The sequence below is a fragment of the Saccharopolyspora soli genome (genome assembly GCF_022678645.1).
Classification (GTDB): Bacteria; Actinomycetota; Actinomycetes; order Mycobacteriales; family Pseudonocardiaceae; genus Saccharopolyspora; species Saccharopolyspora soli.
The window spans coordinates 1-25,283 of record NZ_JALBWV010000073.1; the positions used below are offsets into that span (position 1 = coordinate 1).

At 68.1% G+C, this 25,283-nt stretch carries 25 protein-coding genes; 13 read left to right on the forward strand and 12 right to left on the reverse strand.

Going from position 1 to position 25,283, the window contains the following annotated elements:
* Positions 1 to 120: 120 nt before the first annotated feature.
* The gene (locus MOQ72_RS36770; protein ID WP_242190479.1) at positions 121 to 1,770 is read right to left on the reverse strand and encodes a PucR family transcriptional regulator; all 1,650 of its coding nucleotides are present in this window, start codon (positions 1,768 to 1,770) and stop codon (positions 121 to 123) included.
* A gap of 160 nt (positions 1,771 to 1,930) precedes the next feature.
* On the opposite strand from MOQ72_RS36770, the gene pruA reads away from it, so the two are divergent.
* Positions 1,931 to 3,559, forward strand: a complete 1,629-nt coding sequence (gene pruA / locus MOQ72_RS36775; RefSeq protein ID WP_242190480.1) for an L-glutamate gamma-semialdehyde dehydrogenase — start codon at positions 1,931 to 1,933, stop codon at positions 3,557 to 3,559.
* Between the two features lie 162 nt (positions 3,560 to 3,721).
* Entirely contained in the window at positions 3,722 to 4,651 is a 930-nt protein-coding gene (locus tag MOQ72_RS36780) for a proline dehydrogenase family protein (RefSeq protein WP_242190481.1), read from the forward strand.
* A 161-nt stretch (positions 4,652 to 4,812) separates the two neighbouring features.
* Here the strand turns inward: MOQ72_RS36780 and MOQ72_RS36785 are convergent, their stop codons facing one another.
* Complete coding sequence (locus MOQ72_RS36785) at positions 4,813 to 5,409, reverse strand: CGNR zinc finger domain-containing protein (RefSeq protein ID WP_277955247.1); 597 nt, start codon at positions 5,407 to 5,409, stop codon at positions 4,813 to 4,815.
* A gap of 62 nt (positions 5,410 to 5,471) precedes the next feature.
* On the opposite strand from MOQ72_RS36785, the gene MOQ72_RS36790 reads away from it, so the two are divergent.
* The 3 genes from MOQ72_RS36790 (at position 5,472) to MOQ72_RS36800 (ending at position 10,650) form a co-directional block, all read left to right on the forward strand.
* Entirely contained in the window at positions 5,472 to 6,299 is an 828-nt protein-coding gene (locus tag MOQ72_RS36790) for an alpha/beta fold hydrolase (protein WP_242190483.1), read from the forward strand.
* A 392-nt stretch (positions 6,300 to 6,691) separates the two neighbouring features.
* Entirely contained in the window at positions 6,692 to 9,475 is a 2,784-nt protein-coding gene (locus tag MOQ72_RS36795) for a DEAD/DEAH box helicase (RefSeq protein WP_242190484.1), read from the forward strand.
* Positions 9,476 to 9,834: 359 nt separating this feature from the next.
* On the forward strand, positions 9,835 to 10,650 hold the full coding sequence (locus tag MOQ72_RS36800) for an SWIM zinc finger family protein (RefSeq protein ID WP_242190486.1): 816 nt from the start codon (positions 9,835 to 9,837) through the stop codon (positions 10,648 to 10,650).
* Here MOQ72_RS36800 and MOQ72_RS36805 read toward each other — a convergent pair.
* The 5 genes from MOQ72_RS36805 to MOQ72_RS36825 all read right to left on the reverse strand — a co-directional run bounded on the left by MOQ72_RS36805 (position 10,619) and on the right by MOQ72_RS36825 (position 13,614).
* Positions 10,619 to 11,383 (reverse strand): enoyl-CoA hydratase, encoded by a 765-nt coding sequence (locus tag MOQ72_RS36805; protein ID WP_242190504.1) that lies wholly within the window; start codon positions 11,381 to 11,383, stop codon positions 10,619 to 10,621. The genes MOQ72_RS36800 and MOQ72_RS36805 overlap by 32 nt on opposite strands.
* Before the next feature lie 50 nt (positions 11,384 to 11,433).
* The gene (locus tag MOQ72_RS36810) at positions 11,434 to 12,312 is read right to left on the reverse strand and encodes an SAM-dependent methyltransferase (protein ID WP_242190506.1); all 879 of its coding nucleotides are present in this window, start codon (positions 12,310 to 12,312) and stop codon (positions 11,434 to 11,436) included.
* A gap of 81 nt (positions 12,313 to 12,393) precedes the next feature.
* Entirely contained in the window at positions 12,394 to 12,834 is a 441-nt protein-coding gene (cynS, locus tag MOQ72_RS36815; RefSeq protein WP_308198046.1) for a cyanase, read from the reverse strand.
* Between the two features lie 120 nt (positions 12,835 to 12,954).
* Entirely contained in the window at positions 12,955 to 13,125 is a 171-nt protein-coding gene (locus tag MOQ72_RS36820) for a mycothiol transferase (RefSeq protein WP_242190510.1), read from the reverse strand.
* Positions 13,126 to 13,209: 84 nt separating this feature from the next.
* Entirely contained in the window at positions 13,210 to 13,614 is a 405-nt protein-coding gene (locus MOQ72_RS36825) for a winged helix-turn-helix transcriptional regulator (RefSeq protein ID WP_242190511.1), read from the reverse strand.
* A gap of 167 nt (positions 13,615 to 13,781) precedes the next feature.
* Here MOQ72_RS36825 and MOQ72_RS36830 point away from each other — a divergent pair, with 167 nt between their 5' ends.
* Together MOQ72_RS36830 and MOQ72_RS36835 are read left to right on the forward strand one after the other, a co-directional pair.
* A complete protein-coding gene (locus tag MOQ72_RS36830; protein ID WP_242190513.1) occupies positions 13,782 to 14,936 on the forward strand; it encodes an MFS transporter in 1,155 nt (384 codons plus the stop codon).
* Positions 14,937 to 14,965: 29 nt separating this feature from the next.
* Positions 14,966 to 15,727: an SDR family NAD(P)-dependent oxidoreductase gene (locus tag MOQ72_RS36835; protein ID WP_242190515.1), complete on the forward strand. Its 762-nt coding sequence runs from the start codon at positions 14,966 to 14,968 to the stop codon at positions 15,725 to 15,727.
* 163 nt (positions 15,728 to 15,890) lie between these two features.
* Here the strand turns inward: MOQ72_RS36835 and MOQ72_RS36840 are convergent, their stop codons facing one another.
* Positions 15,891 to 16,355: a nuclear transport factor 2 family protein gene (locus MOQ72_RS36840; protein WP_242190517.1), complete on the reverse strand. Its 465-nt coding sequence runs from the start codon at positions 16,353 to 16,355 to the stop codon at positions 15,891 to 15,893.
* 34 nt (positions 16,356 to 16,389) lie between these two features.
* Between MOQ72_RS36840 and MOQ72_RS36845 the strand changes: the two genes are divergently transcribed.
* On the forward strand, positions 16,390 to 16,941 hold the full coding sequence (locus MOQ72_RS36845; RefSeq protein WP_242190519.1) for a TetR/AcrR family transcriptional regulator: 552 nt from the start codon (positions 16,390 to 16,392) through the stop codon (positions 16,939 to 16,941).
* A 125-nt stretch (positions 16,942 to 17,066) separates the two neighbouring features.
* Here the strand turns inward: MOQ72_RS36845 and MOQ72_RS36850 are convergent, their stop codons facing one another.
* Positions 17,067 to 17,591, reverse strand: coding sequence for a GNAT family N-acetyltransferase (locus MOQ72_RS36850; RefSeq protein WP_242190521.1), 525 nt, complete (start codon positions 17,589 to 17,591; stop codon positions 17,067 to 17,069).
* Between the two features lie 338 nt (positions 17,592 to 17,929).
* Here MOQ72_RS36850 and MOQ72_RS36855 point away from each other — a divergent pair, with 338 nt between their 5' ends.
* The gene (locus MOQ72_RS36855) at positions 17,930 to 18,466 is read left to right on the forward strand and encodes a thiamine pyrophosphate-binding protein (RefSeq protein WP_242190523.1); all 537 of its coding nucleotides are present in this window, start codon (positions 17,930 to 17,932) and stop codon (positions 18,464 to 18,466) included.
* A complete protein-coding gene (locus MOQ72_RS36860; protein WP_242190525.1) occupies positions 18,463 to 19,053 on the forward strand; it encodes a thiamine pyrophosphate-dependent enzyme in 591 nt (196 codons plus the stop codon). The genes MOQ72_RS36855 and MOQ72_RS36860 overlap by 4 nt, the downstream gene beginning before the upstream one ends.
* A gap of 266 nt (positions 19,054 to 19,319) precedes the next feature.
* Here MOQ72_RS36860 and MOQ72_RS36865 read toward each other — a convergent pair whose 3' ends face one another.
* From MOQ72_RS36865 to MOQ72_RS36875, 3 genes are all read right to left on the reverse strand, one after another.
* The gene (locus MOQ72_RS36865; protein WP_242190527.1) at positions 19,320 to 19,751 is read right to left on the reverse strand and encodes a hypothetical protein; all 432 of its coding nucleotides are present in this window, start codon (positions 19,749 to 19,751) and stop codon (positions 19,320 to 19,322) included.
* Positions 19,752 to 19,915: 164 nt separating this feature from the next.
* A complete protein-coding gene (locus MOQ72_RS36870) occupies positions 19,916 to 22,462 on the reverse strand; it encodes an MFS transporter (protein WP_242190528.1) in 2,547 nt (848 codons plus the stop codon).
* Positions 22,459 to 22,968 (reverse strand): MarR family winged helix-turn-helix transcriptional regulator, encoded by a 510-nt coding sequence (locus MOQ72_RS36875; protein ID WP_242190530.1) that lies wholly within the window; start codon positions 22,966 to 22,968, stop codon positions 22,459 to 22,461. Before MOQ72_RS36875 ends, MOQ72_RS36870 begins: the two co-directional genes overlap by 4 nt.
* A 294-nt stretch (positions 22,969 to 23,262) precedes the next feature.
* Here MOQ72_RS36875 and MOQ72_RS36880 point away from each other — a divergent pair, with 294 nt between their 5' ends.
* The 3 genes from MOQ72_RS36880 (at position 23,263) to MOQ72_RS36890 (ending at position 25,183) form a co-directional block, all read left to right on the forward strand.
* Positions 23,263 to 23,433: a hypothetical protein gene (locus MOQ72_RS36880; protein ID WP_242190558.1), complete on the forward strand. Its 171-nt coding sequence runs from the start codon at positions 23,263 to 23,265 to the stop codon at positions 23,431 to 23,433.
* Between the two features lie 252 nt (positions 23,434 to 23,685).
* Complete coding sequence (locus MOQ72_RS36885; protein ID WP_242190532.1) at positions 23,686 to 24,387, forward strand: TetR/AcrR family transcriptional regulator; 702 nt, start codon at positions 23,686 to 23,688, stop codon at positions 24,385 to 24,387.
* Positions 24,388 to 24,445: 58 nt separating this feature from the next.
* Positions 24,446 to 25,183, forward strand: a complete 738-nt coding sequence (locus tag MOQ72_RS36890; protein WP_242190534.1) for an SDR family oxidoreductase — start codon at positions 24,446 to 24,448, stop codon at positions 25,181 to 25,183.
* Positions 25,184 to 25,283: the final 100 nt, after the last annotated feature.

Sequence of the window (25,283 nt, forward strand, 5' to 3'; positions counted from 1 at the left end):
CACCCCGCCCTTTTTAAAAACCCCCCCCGGGGGCCCCCCCGGGGGCCCCCCCCGGGCGTCCGGGTTGGGGCCCCCCCCCCCCCGCCCCCCCCCGGTTTCCCCCCCCCACGACCAGTGCCCTCAGCGGCGGGTTTCGCGGCGGGACAACAGGAGTTGGAGGTGCGCGCTGAGCCGTTCCGCGGCGTTGGTGAAGTCGATGCCGGTGATCTCCCCGGCCCGGCGAACCCGGTAGCGCAGGGTGTTGGGGTGGACGTGCAGGCCGTCGCTGGCCGCCCGGACATCGCCGAAGGACTCCAGGTACGCCAGCAGCGAGCGGGCCAGGTCCGTGCCGTGCTCCGCGTCGTGCTCGTGCAGCACTGCCAGGCGGGTGTCGCGGAAGCGCTCGTCGCCTTGCAGCACCGTCAGGATCTCGCTGATCACCACCTGCGCCCGGACGTCCGAGATGGTGGCGACCTCCGCGTGCAGGTCGTGCGTCATGGCGTCGAGGATCCGGTCCGCCTCGGTGCGCGACTCGGCCACCTCGTCCAGCGTCCGGACCGCCGAACCCACCCCCACCTGCACCCGAGCCCGCAGGTGCTGCTTGGCCGCCGCCACGATTTCCCGGGTCAGGCTCAGCGCCGACGCCACCGCTGAGCGCTCCGGCAGGTCCGGCAGCAGCACGTACACCCGCGAACCGATCGTGGTGACCAGCGCGCTGCGCCGGTAGGCCGAGGCGTGCACCGAGATCAAGCTCGTCATCTCGGACCGCTGCAACGCCAACTCCGAACGGTCCGCGGCGGCGTCCGACGGGCGCAGCGTGAACACCGCGACCACCGCCGGTTTCGCCACATCCGCCCCGATGTTGTCGGCCACCGACTGGGCATCGATGCGCCCGTCGAGCAGGCCGGTCAGCAGGTCCTCCCGGAACCTCGGCCCGGCCGTGGCCTCGGTGCGCTGGCGAATCAGCTGCAACGCCGCGACCCGCGCCGCACCCAGCAACGCCCGCTCGGAACGCTCCGACAGCGGCCGGTTGCCCTCCTGCACCCAGATCGTGCCGAGCGGCTGGGCGCCCGCGTGGATGCCGACCGCCATCCGGCGGCGGATGCCCAGGTCGGGCCGCTCGTCGATGCGCACGACCTCCTCACCGGCCCGCAGCCGCTGGTAGACGCCCCATTCCCGGAGCATCGCCAAGTAGGGCTCCGGGCCCTGCCGTCCCAGGATCGACAGGCGGCGCAACTCGTCGACCTCGTCGTCGGAGCGCGAGTAGGCCAACACCCGGTTCGCGGTGTCCTCGATGCTGACGATGCCGTCGGTCATCGCCGCGACGGTTTGGGCCAGCGAGAACAGGTCGCCCAGCGCCTCGCCCAGGTCGGCGTCGGTGGTCAGCCGGGCGTTGTCGACGGCCGAGCGGGCGAACGACTCCAGCCGTTCCCAGCGGGCCTCGGGCCGCACCCCGAGCAGCGCGATCCGGCCGTCGATCGCGGTGTCGCGCAGGGCCCGCGCATCGGTCTCGGAGCCGACCTTGACCGCCACGGCCGCCGCGCCGTCCCGCGCCGCCGCCCGCACCAGGCGCATCGCGGCCCGGCCCCGCGCGCCGATGACCAGCACGAAATCGCCGTTCCGCCCGCTGCCGGACTCCTCCTCCGGGTCGACAATGACGACGTCGCGCACCTCGACGTCGAAGCCGCGGGGCGCGGCGAGGACTTCGACCAGGGGTTCGCCCACCGCGATGAGGAGTTGGCGCAACGGCACCCCCACCACGGCGACGCCGACCGCGTCGACCTCGCCCACCCGAAAACTCCGCTCAAACGTTCTTGTTCAACCGAACAACCCGATACCGCCAACGATAGCCGATCGGACAAGCCCGATGCGCTGGCGAGCTCCTAATCTCCCAGGTAACAGCACCTTTGTCCGCACCACCGCGACTTCTCGCGAGGAGGCGAAACTGGCCATGGACGCCATCACTTCGGTACCGGTGCCCTACAACGAACCGGTCAAGGGCTACGCGCCCGGATCGCCGGAACGGGAGTCGCTGCAGAAGCGCGTCGCGGAGTTGGAGTCCGAGCGCATCGAGCTCACCCAGACCATCGGCGGCGAGCAGCGGATGGCCGGTGGGGACCGTTTCGACGTCGTCCAGCCGCACGACCGCCAGCACGTGCTGGGCACCGCCGCGCAGGCCACCCACCAGGACGTCGCCGACGCCGTGCGGGCCGCCAAGGACGCCGCCCCCGTCTGGGCCGCGACGCCCTTCGACGAGCGCGCCGCGGTCCTGCTGCGCGCCGCCGACCTGCTGGCCGGACCGTGGCGGGACACCATCAACGCCGCCACCATCCTGGGCCAGTCCAAGTCGGTGCAGCAGGCCGAGATCGACGCGGCGTGCGAGTTCATCGACTTCCTGCGGTTCAACGTGCACTACGCGCGGCAGGTCATGGCCCAGCAGCCGCGTTCGGTGCCCGGTGAGTGGAACCGGATGGACTACCGCCCGCTGGACGGCTTCGTCACCGCGATCACGCCGTTCAACTTCACCGCCATCGCTGGCAACCTGCCCACCGCCCCGGCGCTGATGGGCAACACCGTGGTGTGGAAGCCGACCCCGTCGCAGCAGTTCGCCGCGCACTTCACGATGCGGCTGTTCGAGGCCGCCGGGCTGCCGCCGGGCGTGATCAACCTGGTCACCGGCGACGGCCAGGCCGTCAGCGAGGTCGCGCTGACCGACCCCGGTTTCGCCGGGCTGCACTTCACCGGGTCCACCGCCACGTTCAAGAAGCTGTGGCGGACCATCAGCGACAACCTGGACAGCTACCGCAGCTATCCGCGCATCGTCGGGGAGACCGGCGGCAAGGACTTCATCGTCGTGCACCCGTCGGCCTACCGGGCCCCGCTGGCCACCGCCATCGCCCGCGGCGCCTTCGAGTACCAGGGACAGAAGTGCTCGGCGGCATCCCGCGCCTACGTGCCCCGGTCGATCTGGGACGCCGGGCTGCGCGACGAACTGGCTGACCTGGCCCGTACTATCCGCTTCGGCGACGTCACCGACTTCTCCTACTTCGGTGGCGCGGTCATCGACTCCCGCGCGTTCGCCAAGCACCAGCGGGCGCTGGACCGGGCCGCCGCGACCTCGTCGATCGAGGTGCTCGCGGGGGGCGGTTACGACGACTCGGTCGGGTACTTCGTCGAGCCCACCGTGCTGGTCGGCAGCGACCCGGCGGACGAGGCGTTCACCACCGAGTACTTCGGGCCGATCATCGCGGTGCACGTCTACGACGACGCGAAGTACTCCGAGATCCTGGACGTGGTCGACTCGTCCAGCCCGTACGCGCTGACCGGCGCGGTGTTCGCCACCGACCGGAGTGCCGTCGAGGAAGCGCACCGCAAGCTGCGCGGCGCGGCGGGCAACTTCTACGTCAACGACAAGCCGACCGGTTCGATCGTGTCCCGCCAACCGTTCGGCGGCAGCCGCGCCTCGGGCACCAACGACAAAGCCGGTTCACTGCTGAACATCCAGCGCTGGACCAGCCCGCGGGCGATCAAGGAAACCTGGAACGCCCCAACCGGCTACGGCTACCCCCACATGGGCTAGGAGTGAGGGGCACCCGTGACCCAGTTACTTGGTCACGGGTGCCCCTCACCCCGAAATTCTCTTCGCCGGTGGCGGATCGCGGGACGCATCTTCGACCGCAGGTAGCGCGGAAGGCAGGAGATCACCACAAATCCTTGGCACAGTTCCAGAAGGAGAGCCACGATGCTGCGCAGCACCCTGCTGGCCGCCGCCCGCTCCCAGGGCGTGCGCCGACTCGTGGAGGCCAACCCGCTGACCAAGCCGGTCGTCGAGCGGTTCGTCGCCGGTACCACGCCCGAGGATGCGGTTCGCGCCACCCGTGCGCTGCGCGACCAGAACATGTACGTGACGCTCGACCACCTCGGTGAGGACACCCTCGACGCGCAGCAGGCCGCCGATACAGTTCGCGCCTACCAGCAGATGCTGCGGGTGTTGTCCGATGAAGGGCTCGCCGACCGGGCGGAGGTGTCGGTGAAGCTCTCGGCGGTCGGGCAGTTCCTGCCGACCGACGGCGTGAAGATCGCCCTGGACAACGCGCGGCTGATCTGCGAAGCCGCGGCCGCCGCCGGAACCACGGTGACCCTCGACATGGAGGACCACACCACCACCGACTCGACGCTGGGCATCCTCCGCGATCTGCGGGTGGACTTCCCGTGGGTCGGCGCGGTGCTGCAGGCCTACCTGCACCGCACCGAGCAGGACTGCCGCGATCTGGCGACCGCGGGTTCGCGGGTGCGGCTGTGCAAGGGCGCGTACTCCGAGCCCGCCTCGGTGGCCTACCAGGACAAGGCCGAGGTGGACCGCAGCTACGTCCGCTGCCTGAAGATCCTGATGAACGGCTCGGGTTATCCGATGGTCGCCAGCCACGACCCCCGACTGGTGGCGATCGCCCAGGAACTGGCCGCGCGGGCCGGGCGGGACGCGGACAACTTCGAATTCCAGATGCTCTACGGCATCCGAGCCGAGGAGCAGAAGCGGATCGCCGCAGCGGGCAACAGGCTGCGGGTGTACGTCGCCTACGGCGACGAGTGGTACGGCTATTTCATGCGCCGCCTCGCGGAGCGCCCGGCCAACCTGGCGTTCTTCCTCCGCTCGCTGATCTCGAAGAACTGACCCGCCGCCCAGCCCCCACCTCCGACCGGCCCTTGGTGCGCAGCCCGATTTCACGCCCCGGCCTCGACCTCGTGCGGCCGGTCCCAGGCGGATGCGAGTGGCGATTTCGCGCGAAATCGCCACTCCCCGTGGGGAGAGGGCGACGATTTCGCGCGAAATCGTCACGACATTGACCTCTCGGTCCCGCTCGCTCGATGGCGGGCCCGGTGGTTGGCGACGTTGACGCGGTTGCCGCACAGATCGGGCATGCAGTAGCGGCGACGTCCAGCTCGGCTGGTGTCGACGAAAACCCCGTTGCACACCGGAGAAGCGCACGCCCGGAACCGGTCGTGCCCGAGAGTTCGCAGGGCACCGAGCAACCCGGTGCCTACCAGGACGGCCAACTCTTCGGCGAGCGACACGTCCGATGTGGTCGCGACGTACCACTGCCACCGATCTTCGGCGTCACGCTGGAGGACCGGGCCGATGCCCGCCCGTGCAACGAGCCGCGCCGCACCCTCCGCGACGCTGTCTTCGCTGGTCGTCTCGATGATGTCGCGAATTTCCCCACGGAGGGCGAGCACCTGGTCGAGATCGTCGTCGGTCGGCTGGCGGCCGTTGGCCAGGGCATCGGGATGGATGTCGTGCTCGACGAGGAACCGCGCCAGGGCGGCAGGAGCGACGAGCACCTCACCCGCGCTTCGCACCTCGGGGGCGGTGTTCACCAGGTCGGTCGCTACGCCCGTTCCTATCGAGTAATCGATAAAAGGTATTTTCAAGCATTACTCCCTGCTATGGTAACCGGAGAAATCGAACTATACCTCTTAGCGCAGGAGGAACGATGCTCGCGAAGTCCGAGACGTGGCAGCTCCCCCACCGGGTCCGGGTATCCGGCGGCGAGGTCGCCACCGGCGTGTTCGGCGACGGGCCGCCGGTGGTCCTGGTCCACGGCACCCCCGCCTGGTCCTACCTGTGGCGCGAGGTCGTTCCCGCGCTGGCCGGGCAGTACGCGGTGCACGTGTGGGATCTGCTGGGTTTCGGCGATTCCCGCCTCGATCCGGGCAATGCGCCGTCGATCGCCCGGCAAGCCCGGACGCTGGCCGAACTCGTCGAGCACTGGGACTTGGCTGCGCCCAACCTGGTCGGCCATGACATCGGCGGCGGGATCGTGTTGCGCGCCCACCTGATCGAGCAAGTGCCGGTCTCGCGCCTCGCGCTACTCGACGCCGCCGTCCTCGGGCCGTGGAACACGCCGTTCACCGAGCACATGCAACGCCACGCGGACGCATACCGAACGATGCCCCCGGACGTCTTCGGCGACCTCATCGCCGCGCGCTTGCGCACTGCCGCGCACCGGATGTCCGATGTTGCCGCGGCGGCCTACCTCGCGCCGTGGGCCGGAGCCGCCGGACAGCAACGCTGGGTCGATCAAGTGGCCGCCGTGACCTTCGAGGACACCGGCGAAGTCGTCGCTCGACTGGGCCAGATCACCGCGCCGACCTTGGTGCTGTGGGGCGAGCACGACGCATGGTTGCACCCGTCCACCGGCGACCGCCTTGCCGCTTCGATCCCCCGAGCCCGCCGGGCGACGGTGATCGGAGCCGGGCACTTCGTCGCCGAGGACAATCCGCGGGACACCGCTGCCGAACTCCTCAAGTTCTTCGGTTAGTCGATCACGCGAATTAGTTTTGGCCAGTCGCCTGCTCCGAGCATTTCGGCGGTCGAAGCGCGACGCAATGCACCTGCCTGACCGACCGGCGAAGTCGTCGGAAAACATGGAATTCCAGTCGCGTCGGTTCAGTGAAACACGAGGTCAGCGGCCACTGGTAGCACCCGAACCGGATTTGTCAAGTCGTCGGCGTGGACAGAATGCACCCGCATTTGTCAAATAGCGCGCTGAACTGGATTTCTGGGAAATCCATCCGGTTTTGTGTACCGTTCGTCGGCAGCGGGAAATCGTGGCATCGCAGTCGGGGGACAACTGCGCCCGCCGACCGGCCTGAACGGAGGACACCCATCACCGCTCCGGCACGCATTCGACGATCTGGCAGCCCTGCTCGGTTGCAGGCGACCTTCCAACCGGGCGATCCGCTGCCGTCCGCCGGCCATCTCGCACTTTGGGGCACCGACGATCCGGCCACGGCGGCGAACGACCTGGGGTTCCCACTCGGACAGCCGGGCCAGCTGCCGACCGTGCTCGCAACCGGCAACAGGGTCGGTGCGACCGACGTACCTGCCGTGCTGATCCCGATCGGTCACGCGCTGGCGCCGCTGGCGGCGCTGCCAACACCGGACCGCTGGCCGAACTACCGCCGCCCCGGCGACTCGCTGATCGCCTGGAGCGTCGCCGCCAAGCTGGCCTTGGAGCACGTCTCGGCCGGGCACCTGGTCCCCGAGATGCGCACCGACGTCGCGTGCTGGCGGCTGGTGAACCTGCACGACGGGCGGCTCGGCGCGCTCGCCGAAGCCATGCCTCCGGCCGCCCATGCGCTGCGCCGGGACGCCGGGCTCTGGACCGCAGCCGAGCTGCTGGCCGCGTTCGGCGACGCCGTCGCGGACGTGTGCGCGCGAGGCACCGCCATCGTCGGAGGCGATTCCTGGGGCGGGAAGTGGGTCGCGGCGCTGACCGGCCCGGAACCGTCCGTGCGGCTGGACGACCAGGTCAAGGCCGAACTCCAGGTCTGGGCCGCGCCGCTGCCCGCAGGTCCGGTCAGGCCGCTCGGCGGCCAACTTCGGCTGCGCCTGGAGGTCCCCGCCGAGGACGACACCCCGTGGGAGATCAGCTTCCACCTCCAGGCCGCAGGCGATCCGACGGTGTCGGTGCCCGCTGAACGCGCCTGGTCCGCGGGTACCGCGACCCTGCAACTGCCGGGCTGTTCCATTGGCGCGCCACAGGATTCGCTGGTGCGCGGCCTCGCCGAAGCCGCGCGGATCTTCCCGCCGCTGGACGCCGCGCTGTCCGAGCAACGCCCGACCGGGGTGCGGCTGGATGCCGCGCAGGCGGCGGAGTTCCTGTCCACCGGGGAACCGGAGCTGACCGCTGCGGGCATCACCGTCGACGTGCCGACCGACCTCACCGGAGTGCGTCGCCTGCGGGCACGGCTGCGGTCGCTGGATGCGTCGCGGTTCTGCTGGGAGGCCGCGATCGGCGACCACGCGTTGAGCGCGGAAGAACTGGACGAGCTGATCGCCTCGGGACGTCCGCTGGTGCGCTGGCACGGCCAATGGGTGCGCGTCGATGCGCGCGAGGCGCGAGATGTCCGTGCCGTGCTTGGGAAAACGCAGACTTTGTCGCAGTCCGAGGCGCTGGCGGCGGTGCTGGAAGGGCGGCGGGCGACCGAGCTCGGCGAGGTTGACGTGTCCGCCGGTGGACGACTGCGGGCGCTGCTGGAGCGGCTCGGCGAGCCAGCGCGGGAACCTCAACTGGTCGGCATCGACGCAACCCTGCGCGGCTACCAGCAGCGCGGCGCCGCGTGGTTGCAGAGCATGGCCGACCTGGGATTCGGTGCCGTGCTCGCCGACGACATGGGGCTCGGCAAGACTTTGCAGACCATCACGCTGCTGGCGGCGCGCGGCGGAGACCGCCCGCAGTTGGTGGTGTGCCCGACCTCGGTGGTGGACAACTGGGAGCGCGAACTCAACCGGTTCGCGCCGAAGCTCCCGGTCGTCCGGCACCACGGCCCCCGGCGGCCCACCGGCCCGGACGCGTTCGCGCCGGGCTCGGTGGTGATCACCACCTATCCGCTGCTGCGCGCCGATGTCGCCTTGCTGTCCGAAGTGGACTGGGACGTCGTGGTGCTGGACGAGGCGCAGCAGATCAAGAACCAAGCCGGGCAGACCGCCCAGGCGGCCGGTCGGTTGCGCGCCCAGGCGCGGGTGGCGTTGACCGGCACCCCGGTGGAGAACCGGCTCGCCGAGCTCTGGTCGATCATGCACTTCGCGAATCCCGGTCTGCTGGGCCGGTTCCCCCGGTTCAAGGAGCGGTTCGCGGTTCCGATCGAACGGTGGCACGACACCGATGCAACCCGGCGGTTGCGTTCGGTCGTCGCGCCGTTCCTGTTGCGCCGCCTCAAAGCCCAGGTCGCCACCGACCTGCCCGCGAAGATCGAGTCCGTGGTGGCCTGCGCGCTGACCGACGAACAGGCGCAGCTGTACCGGAAAACGGTGCGCGACACCTTCGAGGACGGTCTGGGCACCGGCATCGGCCGCCGGGGACGCATCCTCAAGCTGCTGACCGCGCTCAAGCAGATCTGCAACCACCCTTCGCACTTCCTGGGCGAATCCGGGCCGCTTACCGGCCGTTCCGGGAAGCTCACCCGCGCCACCGAGATGCTCTCCGAGGTGGCGGCGGCCGACGACCGGGCGCTGGTGTTCACCCAATACCGGGTGATGGGCGAACTGCTCGCCGCGCACCTCGCCGCCGAGTTGGACCTGCCCGCGGTGCCGTTCCTGCACGGCGGGGTCAGTTCGCCGCGTCGGCAGGCGATGGTGGATGCCTTCCAGCACGACGACGCGGCACCGCCACTGCTGATCATCAGCCTCAAAGCTGGTGGCACGGGCCTGAACCTGACCCGTGCCACGCACGTCGTGCACTACGACCGCTGGTGGAATCCGGCGGTGGAGGACCAGGCGACCGACCGGGCGCACCGGATCGGCCAGTCCCGCCGCGTGCACGTCCACAAGCTGGTCACGCACGGCACGCTCGAAGAACGGATCGCGGATCTGCTGGAGCGCAAACGCGCCCTCGCCGATTCGGTGATCGGCAGCGGCGAAACCTGGTTGGCGGAACTGACCGACGCCGCACTCCGCGAACTCGTCGAACTGTCCACGGAGGAGGGCGCATGACCAACGATCATTTCCCGATCATGCGCCCGACCGGGTGCGGGTGTCCCGCAAAACACCGAGGAGGACGCATGGGTAGCCCTGTGTCAACCCCAGTCCTCCTCAACCGCACCCCAGGGGACCGCGACGCAAACCAGCCACAAGAAACCGCACAACGCGAGATCGAGCCGGACGCAACCACCACTGCAAATCGCGGAGAGGCGGACCAGTATGGGTAGCCCTGTGTCAACCCCAGTCCTCCTCAACCGCACCCCAGGGGAACGTGACGCAAGCCAGCCACAAGAAACCACACAACGCGAGATTCGTGCTGGACGCACCACAACTGTGAATCGCGGAGAGGCGGGACTGGAGGCGGAACTGGCATGAGTGATCGGCAAGGCACCGGCGGCTTCGGCGCGACGTGGTGGGGTCGGCGCTGGCGCCGCGCGCTGGAATCGCTCGGCGCCACCTACCCCAATCCCCGCCTGCCACACGGACGTTCGCTGGCCCGCAAGGGCGCGGTGCAGGACCTCGTCGTCGAACCGGGAAAGGTCCGCGCGCAGGTGCAGGCCCGCAACCAGGTCCACGACGTCGTTCTGGCGCTGCCGGTGTTCACCGACGCTGATTGGAAAACCGCCGTGGCAGCCCTCGCCGGACAGCTCAGGCACGCCGCAGCGCTGTTGCGAGGTGAACTCCCGGAGGACGTCGACGACACGCTGCGCGGCGTTGACCTGTCGTTGTTCCCGCGAAGCGGCGAACTCGGTTCGACGTGCACCTGCACCAGCAAGATCGAACCCTGCGCGCACGCCACAGCAGTGCACTACGTGCTGGCTCCCCTGCTGGACACCGATCCGTTCCTGCTCACCAGGTTGCGCGGCCGCGAACGCGATCCGCTGCTGGCCGAGTTGCGCGCCGCGCGCTCCGGTGGCGCGGTCGAATCGGAACCCGCACCCCTGACGATCGATCAGCTCGACCCGGAGACCCTGTTCACCGCGCGCGGAGACCTCGCCGCCATCGCGGTCCATCCGCACCAGCCCGATGACCGGGTGCCCGAGGCGCTGCGGCTGCTCGGCGAGATCCGAGGCATCGACCGGGATGCCTGGCAGCACCTGGTTTCGGCCGGTCAGCGCGCCCGAGCCCGCGCCTGGGCGCTCGCCGAAGGTGACGTCAACGCTTCCGGTTCAGGAAATCCGCCATGAACCGCTGCGGCTCACCGGTGTCGAACGCCGCGCCGAATTCCGCGACGCTGTCCGCGATCGCCTGATCGATCGGCAGATCTTCCCAGGAACGCAGGAGTTTCTTCTGCTGGCGCACGACAGCCGGGCCGTACTCGACGAACCGCCGCGCGGCGCGGGTAACCGCGTCGTCGAGGTCAGCGGGCTCGCAGACCTCGTGCACCAGTCCCCAGGACAGCGCGGTGGCCGCATCGATGTGCTCGCCGGTGAGCATCAGCCAGCTGGCCCGGCCGGTGCCGATCAGCCTTGGCAGCAGGGCCGCGTGGATCACCGACGGGATGCCGACCGCGACCTCGGGCATCCCGAAACGCGCGTCGCTGCCGCAGATCCGCAGGTCGCAGGCGACCGCCACTTCGAGCCCACCGCCCAGGCACCAACCGGGAATGCGGGCGACCACCGGAGCCGGGAAGCTGCGCACCACCTCGCACATCCCCCGCAGCCCGTTGATGAACACCTCGGCACTGCGGCGGTCCAGCGCGGCCATCTCGTTGATGTCGGCGCCGCCGATGAAGGCGCGCTCACCGGTGCCGCGCAACACCAGCACCCGGACCTCCGGGCGGTCGGCGAGCTCGGCGACCGCTGCTGTCACCGCTTTGATGACAGCGGTGTTGACGATGTTCAACGCCTTCGCGTTCTTGATCGTGACCGTGGCGACGCCGTCGGCGTCCAGTTCGCTGGTCGCATGTTCGCTGATCACGCCCACTGCCGCTCCCGTCCACCTGCCGCGAGTGCTGTTGCCGAGCATTACTACCGCTTGATAGCAACGCCGCCGTACATGTGGACGTGGGCGTCCGAGACCGCGGCTGCTGCCTCGTCCGGGTGCCAGTGGTTGATCAGGGTGACGCCCGGCTCCACGAGTTCGAGTCCGGTGAAGAAGCGCTCCACCTCGGGCTTGGAGCGGGCTTTCGTGGGGATTCCCTTCGCGTTGTACGCCGCCACGCCCTTGGCGACTTCTTCGGGTGCGCTCTCGCCCGTCACCGTGGAAAGCGCCAGCGCACTGCCCTTCGGCAGCGGATCGACCAGCCGCTGGACGACGCCGAGCGCCTCCTGCTCGTCGGGGATGAACTGCAGGATCGCGAGCAGGCTCAACACCACCGGTTGGTCCAGATCGACGGTGGCGACGAACTCCTCGGCCCGCAGGATCGCCTCGGGGTCGCGCAGATCGGCGTCCACGTAAGCGGTCCGGCCAGCGGGGTGGCTGGTGAGCAGGGCACGCGCGTGCACCAGCACGATGGGGTCGTTGTCGACGTAGAGCACCCGCGATTCCGGCGCGACCTCCTGCGCCGCCTCGTGCAGGTTCGGCGAAGTCGGCAGGCCAGTACCGATGTCCAGGAACTGCCGGTACCCCTGCCTCACCAGACGACGCGTCACCCGTGCCATGAAGCTGCGGTTGGCCCGCATGGACTTCGGCAGGTTCTGCCAGTCCTGGGTGATCTCGCCAGCGGCTTCGCGGTCCACGGCGAAGTTGTCCCGACCGCCCAGCAGGTAGTCGTAGATCCGCGCCGAATGCGGCACGTCCGTGTGCAGATCGACCTCCGGCTGGACGCGATCTGCCGAACCCTTCTTGACCCAGCCCATCCCCACGGGGTCCTCCAGCGATGATCTACCGGCGCTTCGCGACCACACCCTAACTCCTGCATGCAAGCATGCATGCCAACCGGCTCCGGCCGACGCCTCACTGCGTCGCGGTGCTCGCGTGCCGCGTGGTCACCACTTGTATTCGAGGAACTTCCCGTCCAGGGTGACCACCACTCGGTCGCCGTCGGGGTCCTCGCGGCGCTGGATGTCCACCTTGAAGTTGATCGCGCTCATGATGCCGTCGCCGAATTCCTCGTGTATCGCTTCCTTGATCGCCCCGCCGTAGACCTGCAGGACCTCGTAGAACCGGTAGATGGTCGGATCCGTCGGCACGACCTCGGCGGTGCCGCGATACGGCTGCCGCTGCAACGCCTCGACTGTCTCCTTGTCGAGGCTGAGCAGCTCCGCGACCTTCTCGGCATCCTCCCGGCTGACCGGGTGCTGGCCGAGCAGCGCGGAGATGGTCCACAACAGCGGCTTGTCGATCGCTTCGGAGATTTCCCGCCACGAGATTCCGAGCCGAGCCCGTTCGGCCGCGACGATCTCGCCTGCTTCCTGTTTGCCGATCAAGAGGTTCAACTCCCGTTCTGGTGCGCCGCACCAGGATTCGACGGTGCCCCACGGCAAGTGGCCAGCACAGCGGACCCAATGCTGAACGCCGTTGTCAACGAACCTGATCGCAGAAGATGTTCACTCGCCGACGGTCCCGTCGATGAGCTGTCGAGCGACATCCAGCTGCCCGACGTGCCGAGCGTACTCCTGCAACAGGTGGAACAGGATCCGAACGAGCGACGGAGCCTGGCGCGGCAGTCTCGAATCGGCCACGACACCAGCCCGGTCGCCCAGCGCCGCCCCTGCCATCGAACTCCGACCGAGCGCGCCTCACGCCGCCAGCCGCCCACGATGATTTCGGTGCCCGAGTCCTGCCCGCCTGGGGCGGAAGGATCAGACCAACTCGCTGCGACGGTCGATGGCCTGGGAATCGTCCGCGCATTCGGTAGGTGGCGCGTTTCTGATGGCTTCCAGGCGTGTTTTGTGCTCGCAGCCCCAGGCGCCGAGCGGGCGGAGCGCTTCGATGAGCGAGAAGCCGAACTCGGTGAGCGAGTACTCCACCTTCGGCGGCACCGCGTGGTGGACCTCGCGGTGCACCACCTCGTCGCGTTCCAGCTCGCGCAGGTGCTGGATCAGCATCTTCTCGCTGACGCCGTCCAGGGAACGCTTGAGTTCGCTGAATCGCTTCGCGCCGCTGCTCAGCGCCCAGAGGATGAGCACCTTCCACTTGCCGCCGACCACGTCGATGGCGGCGTCCAACCCGGACACGAACTCGGTCCGGCACTTGCGCGCTGACATCGGGACGCACCTCCAGGTAAGTACTGCACTTTCAAGTAGGTACTTGTACCTCGGTAACCGTACAACGATGATCGGCCCGGACGGATTCCGCTGGCCGGTCGACCCAGCGCCGTCGGACCACGGGGAGCGCGCCCCCTTTCCGCAGTGCTCGAAGGAAAGAGTTCGCCATGCCAATTCCCGTATTCGCCCTGATGCTGGTGGTTTTCAGCTTCACCACCGGGGAGTTCGTGATCGCCGGGATCCTGCCGGACGTGGCCACCGACCTGGCGGTGTCGGTTCCGGCCGCCGGACTGCTGGTGACCGCCTACGCGCTGGGCATGATCGTCGGCGGTCCGGTGGTCACCGTCCTGACGGCGCGGGTGGCCCGCAAGCTGTTGATCGTCGGCCTCGTCGTCGTGTCGGTGATCGGGAACGTGGGTTCGGCCGCGGCGCCGAACTACCCCGTTCTCCTGGTGTCGCGGTTCGTCGCCGGTCTGGTCGTGGCCACGTTCTTCGCCGTTGCGATCGCCACCGCCGTCTCGATGGCCTCGCCCGACAAGCAGGCTTCCTCGGTGGCGAAAGTAGCCCTGGGCATGAACCTGGGCATCATCCTCGGCACGCCGATCGGCACGTTCATCGGGCACAACTTCGGCTGGCGGACGACCTTCGCGACGGTCGCCGCGATCAGCATCGCCGCCTTGCTGCTGGTGCTGCGGTTCGTCCCAGTCCAACCTGCCATCGCGACGAGTTCGATCCTGGGTGAACTTCGCGTGTTGGCCAACCGTGACGTGCAACTGGCCATCGCCCTCACCGCGCTGGGCAACGTGGGGGTCGTGGCGGTCTTCACGTTCATCACCCCGCTGCTCACCGACGTCAGCGGATTCACCGCCGCCGCGATTCCGGTGCTGCTGCTGGTCTACGGCGCTGGCGCGGTCGTCGGGAACTTCTTCGGCGGGTGGCTGTCCGACAAGGCCCTGATGCCGTCGCTGCTCGGTCTGCTCAGCGCACTGGGCGCCACGCTGGCACTGTTCTGGCTGGTCAGCGAAATCTCGGTGGTTGCGGTGATGCTGACTTTCGGCATCGGAGTACTGGCATTCGCGATCATCCCCGGCATGCAGACCCGCGTCACGACCGCGGCCAGTTCCGCCCCGACGCTGGCCGTGGCGGTCAACGCGTCGGGCTTCCAACTCGCCGCCGCGTTCGCTGCCTGGCTGGGCGGACAGGTCATCAACACGGGGCTGGGGCTGCGCTCGATCTATCCCGTCGCGGCACTGCTGACCCTGCTCGGCCTGGCCGTCGCGGCCTACATCGTGCGACGCGACAGGCAGCCAGCCCGCGCCTGAAGCCGTCGACATCCAAGCGGGGAGTTTCCATGAGTGGCACAACATGCGGGTCGCTGGCGGGCAAAGTCGCCCTGGTGACCGGCGGATCGCGGGGCATCGGGGCGGCTGCCGCCCGCGCGCTGGCGGCCGAGGGAGCTGCGGTGGCGATCAGCTACGCAACATCCGCTGGCAAGGCCGGGGTCGTGGTGGACGACCTCGAACGCGCCGGGGCGCGAGCGGCTGCGTACCGAGCGGACCAGGCCGACCCGCAGCAGGTCAGAGATCTTGTCGCCGCCGTGGCGACTGACTTCGGACGGCTCGACATCCTGGTCAACAACGCCGCGAGCTACGTCGGCGGCAGGGTCGACGACGCCAACGGTGATCTCGCGGCTTTCGAACGGCAGCTCGCTGTCAACGTCGGTGGTGTCACCGCCGCCATCCGAGCCGCTGCCCAGATCCTCGGCGAGGGCGGGCGGATCATCACCCTCGGTTCGATGCAGGCCACCCGAACCGGATTCCCAGGTGTCGCCGACTACGTGGCGACCAAAGCCGCGATCACTGGCTACAGCAGAGGAGCGGCCCGAGATCTGGGTCCGCGCGGCATCACGGTCAACGTCATCCAGCCCGGCTCGGTGGCCACCGACATGAACCCCGCGGACGCACCGTTCGCGGACGTCCAACGCACGGCGAACGCATTGGGCCGCTTCGGCAGTCCGGAGGAAATAGCGGCGGGAATAGTGTTCCTCGCCGGGCCAGCGGCGTCCTTCATCACCGGCGCGATCCTCAATATCGACGGCGGCTACTTGGCCTGACCAACGGCGATTTCACGAGAAATCGCCACGTCTCGTGAGGAGCGGGCGCCGATTTCGCGAGAAATCGGCAGCAGGCGCGGCGCCGAGCGCGTTCGGTCACGTCGTCGGCCTGTGCCATCATCTCCTGGCGCCGCCTGATCATTCTCTCGCCCGGCAAGAATCGTCAGCCGAGAGCGCGCATGATGGCCAGGGTGTTCTGGTACTCGCGCCACAGCGTGATCTTTCCATCGTGGACAGTCAGGACACCGATGAAGGTGGCGGTGTGTTGTTCGTTGGTCTTCGTCGACGTTCCCGTCAGCTCGTACTCGACGATGATTGTTTCGGGGTCCGTGGTCTCGTGAATGGCGATGGTGCGGCACTCGTCGAACCTGACGGGAATGGCGGCTCGTTCGGCGTTGGCGAAGTCGAGGAACTGCTGTTTGCCGTCGATTCGGGTGGGTCTGCCGGGTGGTGCGAACGGAGTCTCGATGGTCACGTCGTCGGCGAGGTCGTCGCCGGTGAGAGCGGCGGGGTGCCCTAACCAGTGTTGCCGCATCTGGTCAAAGGACTCACGAGGCGTGGTGGTCATGGCCTGAACTCCGCTAAGATGAGTGGGACTCAGGATCAGAAGATAGTGAGTGGGGCTCATATTGTCTAGTGGAACCGACCAGTCGGGGCGCACGATGCGGTCCGACGCGCAACGCAACCGGGAACGAATCCTCCAGGCAGCACGCGAGGTGTTCACCGAGGGAGGTCCGCGCGCGTCGACCGAAGAGGTGGCGCGCCGGGCAGGCGTGGCGATCGGCACCGTGTTCCGGCACTTTCCAACCAAGGCCGACCTGCTCAAAGCCCTGATGAAGCAACTGTTGCGGCAGATCACCAACGACGCGGCGGATCTCGTCACGCGGGGCGATCCAACGACCGCGTTGTTCCAGTTCTTCACTCAACTCGTGGAACGCACCACTGCGAACCGCACAGCCGTGAGCCTGCTGGCCGAGGAAGGACTGGAGGTCTCAACCACCGACTCGCTTGGCTCGCTCACCGACGTCGTCCAGCACCTCTTGGTCGGCGGCCAACAGGCAGGCGCGATCCGTACCGACGTCCGACTCGACGAGGTCATGGCACTGCTGGACTGTGCCTGTCAAGGAGCGCTTCGTGGTGGCTGGGACTGCGGTCTGCGGGAACGCACCTTGGACATCATCTTCCGTGGACTTACACCTCAAGCCGACCAGTAACCAGGAAGCGACCGGGAACACGCAAATCCGCCGAGGGCACAGCGCCGTCATCCGTGGCGCCCACCGCCTCGCGACTTCCACTGTGGACGATGCTTTTTCGCGGTTCCGGGTCGATCAAGCCACTCCTAATCGAGTCGCCGCGCGAGAATCTGCCCTGGCCAGCCGCGGACCTCGAACGTCTCAGTCCGCTGGTAGCCGCACGACTCGTAGAACTCCACCAACTTTCCCGAGCCGCCCGCGTAGCAGTCGACGCGAAGCGTCGTGCGCCCTTCGAGTCTTGCCTGCTCGTCAGCAAAAGCGAGCAAGCGGCGTCCGACGCCGCGTGCGCGGGGCTGGCGCGAGCCGATCAGGAGTCGGATGTACAACTCGCGCTCGTCCTCACCTGGCGGGATGTGGTCCCGAGCCGCACCGACGACGAGGGCGCCGAGCACGGCGTCGGTCTCGGCGATCCACGCGCCCTGCTCGTTGCAGAGCTCTTCCACTTCTGTTCGCCGCTTCGGCTGCGTCGACCACGGTTGAGTGCCCCACTGCGCGGTGTTCCCGATGGCCGTGAACCACGTGATCGCCTCGTCGAACAATCCCAGCACTGCGTCGGTGTCGCCGCTGGTAGCACGTCGTATGCGCAGTACCGCGGTGCCGCGTTCTGTCATCGGAGACCTCGTTGTGGCTCTCGGGCTTGCTGGGTGCGCTGCGGATCAGGTTTGAACGCCAGCTCATTCGGTGTCGAGCAGCGCGGCGAGCTGATCGCGCTCAGCGGACATCAACGACACGACGTTGAGTTCGAGGAAATCGGAACCCTAGCGGGAGGTCGTCCTGGTCGTCATGCGCCTCTCCTCGTCGCGATTGCCAGCCACCGTACCACCAACCGCCTTTCTCCCAATCGTCTGACCACATACGATCCCAACTGCACTCGTTCCACGTTGCGGAGTTCGCAATTTCGCGAGTAATCGCGAATCCCTACCCGGCCGAACAGTGGAGCCAGAAGACTATGAGCCAGCAGCATGCGGCGCCTGCCTGGCAGGACGCCATTTTCACCGCATTGAAGAAAAGCGGAGTGGCACAGATCGCCTACGTCCCCGACGCCGGACATTCCCACGTCATCCAACGCGCACAGCAGGATCCGGCCATCCGGGACGTCGTGCTGAGCACCGAGGAGGAGGGCGTCGCCTTGGTCAGCGGCGCCTGGCTCGGCGGGCAGCGCGCCGTACTGCTGATGCAGAGCAGCGGCGTCGGCAACTGCGTCAACATGTTCTCCCTGCTGCAAATGTGCCAGTTCCCCTTCCTCGCGCTGGTCACGATGCGCGGCGAGTACGCCGAATTCAACCCGTGGCAGGGCCCGATGGGACGCGCCACCCAGCGGGCGCTGGAGCTCATGGGCATCACCGTCCTGCGCGCCGACCGGCCCGAGGATGCCGAGGACGTCGTCCAAGCCGCGCTGGATTCAGCCTTCGAGGCGGGCGAGCGCGTCGCGGTCCTCCTCGGGCAGAAGCTGATCGGCCGCAAGAAGTGGGAGAACGACCGATGACCACCACCGATACCCGTCTCGACCGGCGCCGTTTCGTCGCCGAGCTGATCGGCCGCATCCCCGACGCGCTCGTGATCACCGGGCTCGGCTCGCCGAGCTTCGACGTGTTCGCGGCCGGAGACCGCCCCGGCAACTTCTACCTGTGGGGTGCCATGGGCGCCGCCGCCCCGATGTCCCTCGGGCTCGCGCTCGCCCAACCAGGGCGGTCCGTGGTCGCGATCACCGGCGACGGCGAACATCTGATGGGAATCGGCGCGCTGAGCAGCATCGGCGCCGTGCAACCGCCCAACCTCACCATCGCGGTGCTCGACAACGGCCACTACGGCGAGACCGGGATGCAGGCCAGCCACACCAGCCTGGGCACCGATCTGGTTGCCGTGGCAAAGGGTTTCGGCATCAGCGACGCGGTGCGGATAACCGACGTCGCGCAGACCGAAGACCTCGCGGCACGCATCCGCGCGCGCTCGGCCACCACCTACGCCCAAGTCCTCATCAACAGCGACGAGCCGCCGCGTGCGCTCCCGCCCCGCGATAGCGTCGCCAACAAGAACAATTTCCGCGCCGCCCTCGGACTGAGCACGTTCTAGCGGCCACCACCGCAGCTCGGCGATCGCCCGCCGCTCCTCCGCTGTCCCGCCAGCGTCAGGCCGGTAGGTGGTTCTGGGGCATGCCCGCCGGACAACGGGTTCCGACGGTGGAGCCGCGACGTTGCGGACGGGGTCGTGAGTGCTCGGCCGGGTTGGAGCCCGTAGCACTTTGTTGCACTACTAGATGGGTGAGGTGAGGGGCACCCGTGACCAAGTAACTGGGTCACGGGTGCCCCTCACCTACCGCCCAACCGGCAGTCGGGCCGTCAGCGGTCTGCCGTGGTTGGCTCCTGTTGAGCCACCGGCCATCGACGGCTGGCCAGTTGCCAGGCGAAATAGGCGCCAGCGAGCAGCCAGATGAATCCGGCCGTGCCGTCCTCAAGGTTGCCTCGGGGGCCTCCTCGATCCGCGGTCAACGAGACGAGGAACGCGACGATCATGCTGACCGCGTACCCGACTCCCGCAAGTCCAAGCCCTGCACCGATTCGCATGAGCAGCGGCCCGCGAAACGCACCTGCCACGTAGACCCCGAGACCGCACATCCCGGCGAGTATCCCCCAACCACCGAACTCGTTCAGCTCCGGCACGTACTCGTCGGCGCCGAAGTACACCACGACCATCGCCACGAGCATCCCGCCGCCGATAACGGCGAGCGCCGCCAGAACCCAAAGCACCACCCGGCCCGCCACCGAATCCATCGCCACCCTCCAGCAACATACGGTGATCTGTACGGCCTCAAGGTATCCACCCGTACCGGGACCGGTCCCGCCCTTGCGCTGATCGCCGGTTACCTGCCGATGAATCGTTGCGATGTCGACGCATCTCGGGCGTCCGGACAGCCGCTGTCCGGACGCCCGAGAACTCAGGACGTCTCCGCCAGTTCTCCGGCGGTTCCGTGGCTGAGCTGGACGTCGTGCGTCGCCCCGTCACCGAACAGGTTGACCTGGGCGGAGACCGGGAGGTAGCCACTCGCCACCACGGTGTAGTCGCCCTCCGGCAGATCGCCGATCAGGTATTGGCCTTCGGTGTCGGTCCCGGCCACCGCTGCCACTTTGCCTTCGGTGTCGATCACCGTGATCCGAGCGTCCGGCACGACGCGGCCATCGACGGTGCGCACCGTGCCACTCAGCGGCACGGCAGTGGACAACTCGATGTCGTGGCGGAGCAATCCGCTGTCCGGCACGGTCAGGGTCAACGCGACCGGACGGAAGCGCTCGCCACTGGCCACCACCGTGTAGTTGCCCGCGCCCACTCCGCGGAAGGCGTACCCGCCGTCGTCCTGCGTGACGAACGCGCCGTTCACCTCACCGCGCTCATCGGTCAGCGTCACGGTGACACCGGCCAGCGGGGTGCCTTGGCTGGACGATCGGACCACGCCGGTCAGCTCCCCGGAGCCGGTCAGCGTGATGTCCAGCGTCGGCGAGCTCTCCGCGACGACCACGCTGGACGCCTCGGGCTGATAACCAGTGGCGGACACGATCAGCACGTGTCTCCCGGCTTCGGGCACGTCGATCCGGTAGCTGCCGTCGCGGGAGCCGACGGCCTTGGAGACCTGCCGCCCGTCCTGGTCGATCAGGGTCAGGACCGCACCGTCGACGGAAGTCCCGTCGTGCCGACGGACGTGCCCGCTGATCGACAGCACTGGAGCTGCCACGGACATCGGCACAGTAGGGGCGTGCTGGTACCCGCCATGCCCGTTGGACAGCGCGTGCTTGCCCGCTCCGACCAGCGCTCGACCGTCCGATGTGGACTCGGGCTCGGTCCAAACCGGCTTGGCCGGGGCGTCCACCAGGGCATCGTCGAGCAGCGCCTCGCCACCTTCCACCGCCGACGCGGCCGCTACCTGACCACCGGCGAGCGGGATCTCCTTCATGAACATCAGGACGAGGCAGGCCAGCAGCGCGACCCCGGCCGCGACGTAGAACACCGTGGTGATCGACTCGGTGAAGCCGATCAGCACCGGAATGCGCAGTGCGTCAGGCAGCTGCTCGATGACACCCGTGTTGGATTGCAGACTGCCCAACTGCCCGCTCGCGGCCGCTGGCAGGCTGCCGCCGAACGCCTTCTCGATGTTGCCGGGCAGCACGTTGAACAGGACGGTGAGGAACACCGCGACACCCATCGTGCCGCCCATCTGGCGGAAGAACGTCGCCGCCGCGGTGGAAACGCCCATGTCCTTGCGCGGCCCCGCGTTCTGCACCGCGATGATCAGCGTCTGCATGCAGTTGCCGAGGCCGAACCCGATGATCCCGGCGGCGACCAACGGCAGCCACAGCGGGCTGTTGTACTCGACCTGGGCGAACACCGTCGCGCCGACCGCCACCAGGAAGGTGCCGATCACCGGCAAGAACTTGTACCGACCGGTGCGCGAGGTGATCTGACCGGACATGATCGACGCGGACATGATGCCCGCCATCAGCGGCAGGGTCAGCAGCCCGGACTCGGTCGGCGTGTAGCCCTGCACCACCTGGAGGTACTGCGGAATCATGGTGATCGCACCGAACATCGCGACACCGACGATGACGCCGCCGAGGATCGCCACGGTGAACGTGGAGTTCTTGAACAGCCGCAACGGGATCAGCGCCGCGTCCTTCATCACGTGCTCGATGAGCAGGAACAGCAGCACGCCGACCGCCGCGATCGCGTAGCAGATGATGGCGTCGGTGGAAGCCCAACCCCACTTGTTGCCCTGCTCGGCGATCAGCAGCAGCGGAACCACCGCGACCGCCAGGAACAGACCGCCCCACCAGTCGATCCGGTGGTTGTGGCGCTCGTGCGGCACGTTGAGGACCTTGGCGACGACCGCCAGAGCGACGATCCCGATCGGCACGTTCACCAGGAACACCCAGCGCCAGCCGTCGAGGCTCGCCAGTTCGTCGATCCCGGAGAACAAGCCACCCAGCACCGGGCCGAGCACCGTCGAAACACCGAACACGGCCAGGAAGAAGCCCTGGTACTTCGCGCGCTGCCGCGGCGGCACGATGTCGCCGAGGATGGTCATCGCCAACGACATCAGGCCACCGGCACCCAGTCCCTGGACCGCGCGGAACGCGGCGAGTTCGTACATGGACTGGGCGAACGTCGAGGCCAGGGAGCCGATCACGAACACCGTGATCGCGATCAGGTAGAGCGGCTTGCGGCCGTAGATGTCGGAGAGCTTGCCGTAGATCGGGGTGGCGATGGTGGAGGTGATCAGGTACGCGGTGGTGATCCACGCCTGCAGGTCGAAGCCGTTGAGGTCGTTGGCGATGCGGACGATCGAGGTGCTGACGATCGTCTGGTCCAGCGCCGCCAGGAACATCCCCGACATCAAACCGATCAGGATGGTGACGATCTGGCGGTGGGTTAAGTTCGGGCCGGTTTCGACCTCCTCCGATCCTTCGGGTGTCTTCGTTGCCGTGCTTGTCATTCGTGGCCCCCCTCGGCCTGCGGAGAACACGTCAGCTCGGTGAGGTTCGGAGTGCGTGTTTCGATGTCGGTGTTGAGTCGCGCGAAGAGGTCGTTCAGCGCTCGCCGGTCGGCTTCCGACCAGTCGGCCAGCACCTCGGCCAGCCACCGGGTGCGCTGGTCGCGCGCTTCCTGGAAGATCCGCTGTCCTTCGGCTGTGGGCGCCAGCAGGCACGCTCGGCCGTCATCGGGGTCGGCCTGGCGTGCCACCAGCCCGTGCTGGACGAGCGCGTTGCTCTGGCGGCTGATCGTGGAGATCTCGGAGTGCAGCGATTCGGCGAGCCGACCGGTGCGCTGCGGTCCGTCCTGGACGAGGTGGAACAGGATCGCGTACGCGGACTGCTCGATCCCGTCCGGCCCCTTCTTCCCCATCTGGGACTTGGCGCGGTGGATCAGCCGGATCAGGCGGACGAGCTGCACGCCGAGCTCTTCAGCGCTGCCCAACTCCGCCTCGGTGGGATGAGCCATTGGTTGATCTCTCGAATGAGTCGTTTGGTTGTTGTTTACTTGCCCGCTACAACTAGTTGCTGACTGCAAGCATGCATTCGAACGGCCCCGGCGCGCCACTCAGAAACCGACCTTGTGGCCCAACACACTTCCGTTACCAGGGCCGTTTTCCACGGAATCAGACAACCGGGACAAAGGCACTGCGGTCGGGGCACGGGACCGCGTCAACCGCCGACCATCGAAAACTACTGGCGCACAAGCACCAGATCCACTGCGCCTCTTGTCGCAGTCCGCAGGCCGTGCCGTGCTGGCCGAGTGTCCTGGTGCCCGGACCCGTACCTGCCCGTGGACGGGCACCTCGAACTGCGCCCGGACCGACCGGGCTGGGGAATCGAGATCGACGAGGCGGCACTGACCACGGACGACTGGGTGACCTGGACGCGCAAGCCCACCATCCGCCCGGACGGCTCGACCGCCTGGATTTGACCACGCCACCGGTTGCTCGCCGGAACAGCGCCAAGCCCCGGCGAGCAACCGCACGTGGACCACGTATCCCACCCAACAGGGCGGGTGGCTCGCAACCACCACCCGCCCTGTTGGGCTCCACTGCGTCGACGACTGGCGACGGAAAGAGGTGTCCGCGCTTCGCTAGTGGCATTTGGATGCCACTGACCAGCGAGAACCATCGCTAACAAGAAAGTGTTTGCGTCGATAACAGGGTGTGTTATCGTTGCTAACATGAACAACGGATCGCGGATACTCGAAGCGGCCACCGAGCTGCTGGAGTCCTCGCCGGACGGCGAGATCTCCACCCGCGGCGTCAGCGAGAAGGCAGGCGTGCAGCAGCCGGTGATCTACCGGATCTTCGGCGACAAGGACGGTCTGCTCACCGCTGTCGCCAATCACGGATTCGCGCAGTACCTGGCCGCCAAGCGCGCCGCGGTGCCGACCTCGGACCCGGTCGCGGACCTCCGGCGCGGCTGGGACGGGCACACCCGCTTCGCCCTTGAGCACCCGCACGTGTACCGCCTCATGTACGCGCCGGGGCTGGCCTCCGCACCGCAGGCCGTCGGCGAGGCCCACGAGTTGTTGCGAGCCGTGCTCGAACGGGTCGCTCAGGCCGGACGACTAACCATCGAGCTCGACCGTGCCGCGGAGATCGTGATCGCCGCCAACAGCGGGGTCGCGCTCGCCTTGATCACCCGGCCCGAAACACACCGCAGCGCCGAGCTATCGGTGCAGGTTCGGGACGTTGTGCTGCACAGCATTCTGACTCCCGAGCCCGATGCCGACTCCCCGTCCGCTCCGGTGGCCGTGCCGCAGGCGGCGACCACCCTCGGAGCCCTGCTCCGTTCCGCCCGTCCGGAGTCGTTCAGCCGTGCCGAACGAGAACTCCTCGCCGAATGGCTCACGCGGCTGGCGCACAGCACGAACCCATGACACCGGTTCTACGACTTCCCAACCCACCGCAAACACTGGCGTACGAAAGGAAACTGCCATGACTGAGAACACCGCCCGCGTCGCGCTCGTAACCGGCGGCACCGGAGGCATCGGCAACGCCGTCGTCGAACGCCTCGTCGCCGACGGCTTCGCCGTGGCCGTGCACTACTCCGGCAACAAGGACAAGGCCGAAGCGATCGTCGCCGACATGACCGAACGCGGCGGCCAGGTCATCGCCGTCCGCGGTGACGTCGCCGACGAGAACGACATGAACACCGTGTTCGACGCCGTCGAGTCCGCCTTCGGCGGCATCGATGTCGTCGTGAACACCGCGGGGATCATGATCCTGTCGCCGATCGCCGAGCTGAGCCTGGACGACCTCGACCGGATGCACCGCACCAACATCCGCGGCACCTTCGTGGTCTCCCAGCAGGCCGCCCGCCGAGTCCGCGAAGGTGGTGCGATCGTCAACTTCTCGACGTCCGTCACCCGCACGCAGCTGCCCACCTACGGCGCCTACGTCGCCAGCAAGGCCGCGGTGGAGGGCATGACGCTGATCCTCGCCCGCGAACTGCGCGGCAAGGACATCACCGTCAACGCCGTCGCTCCCGGCCCGACCGCGACCCCGCTGTTCCTGCAGGGCAAGGACGACGCCACGATCGCCAACTTCGCCAAGGTCACCCCGCTCGAACGCCTCGGCCAGCCCACGGACATCGCCGAGGCCGTCGCCTTCCTCGCCGGTCCCGCCCGCTGGGTCAACGGCCAGGTGCTCTTCGCCAACGGCGGCCTCGCCTGATTCGTCACAGTCCACTTCGGACTCCCGGCGGAAGCTGCCCCCGCTATTGCCGCGACCGGCTGCGGCGACCTGAATGCGCTCGCCGCAGCCGGGGACACCG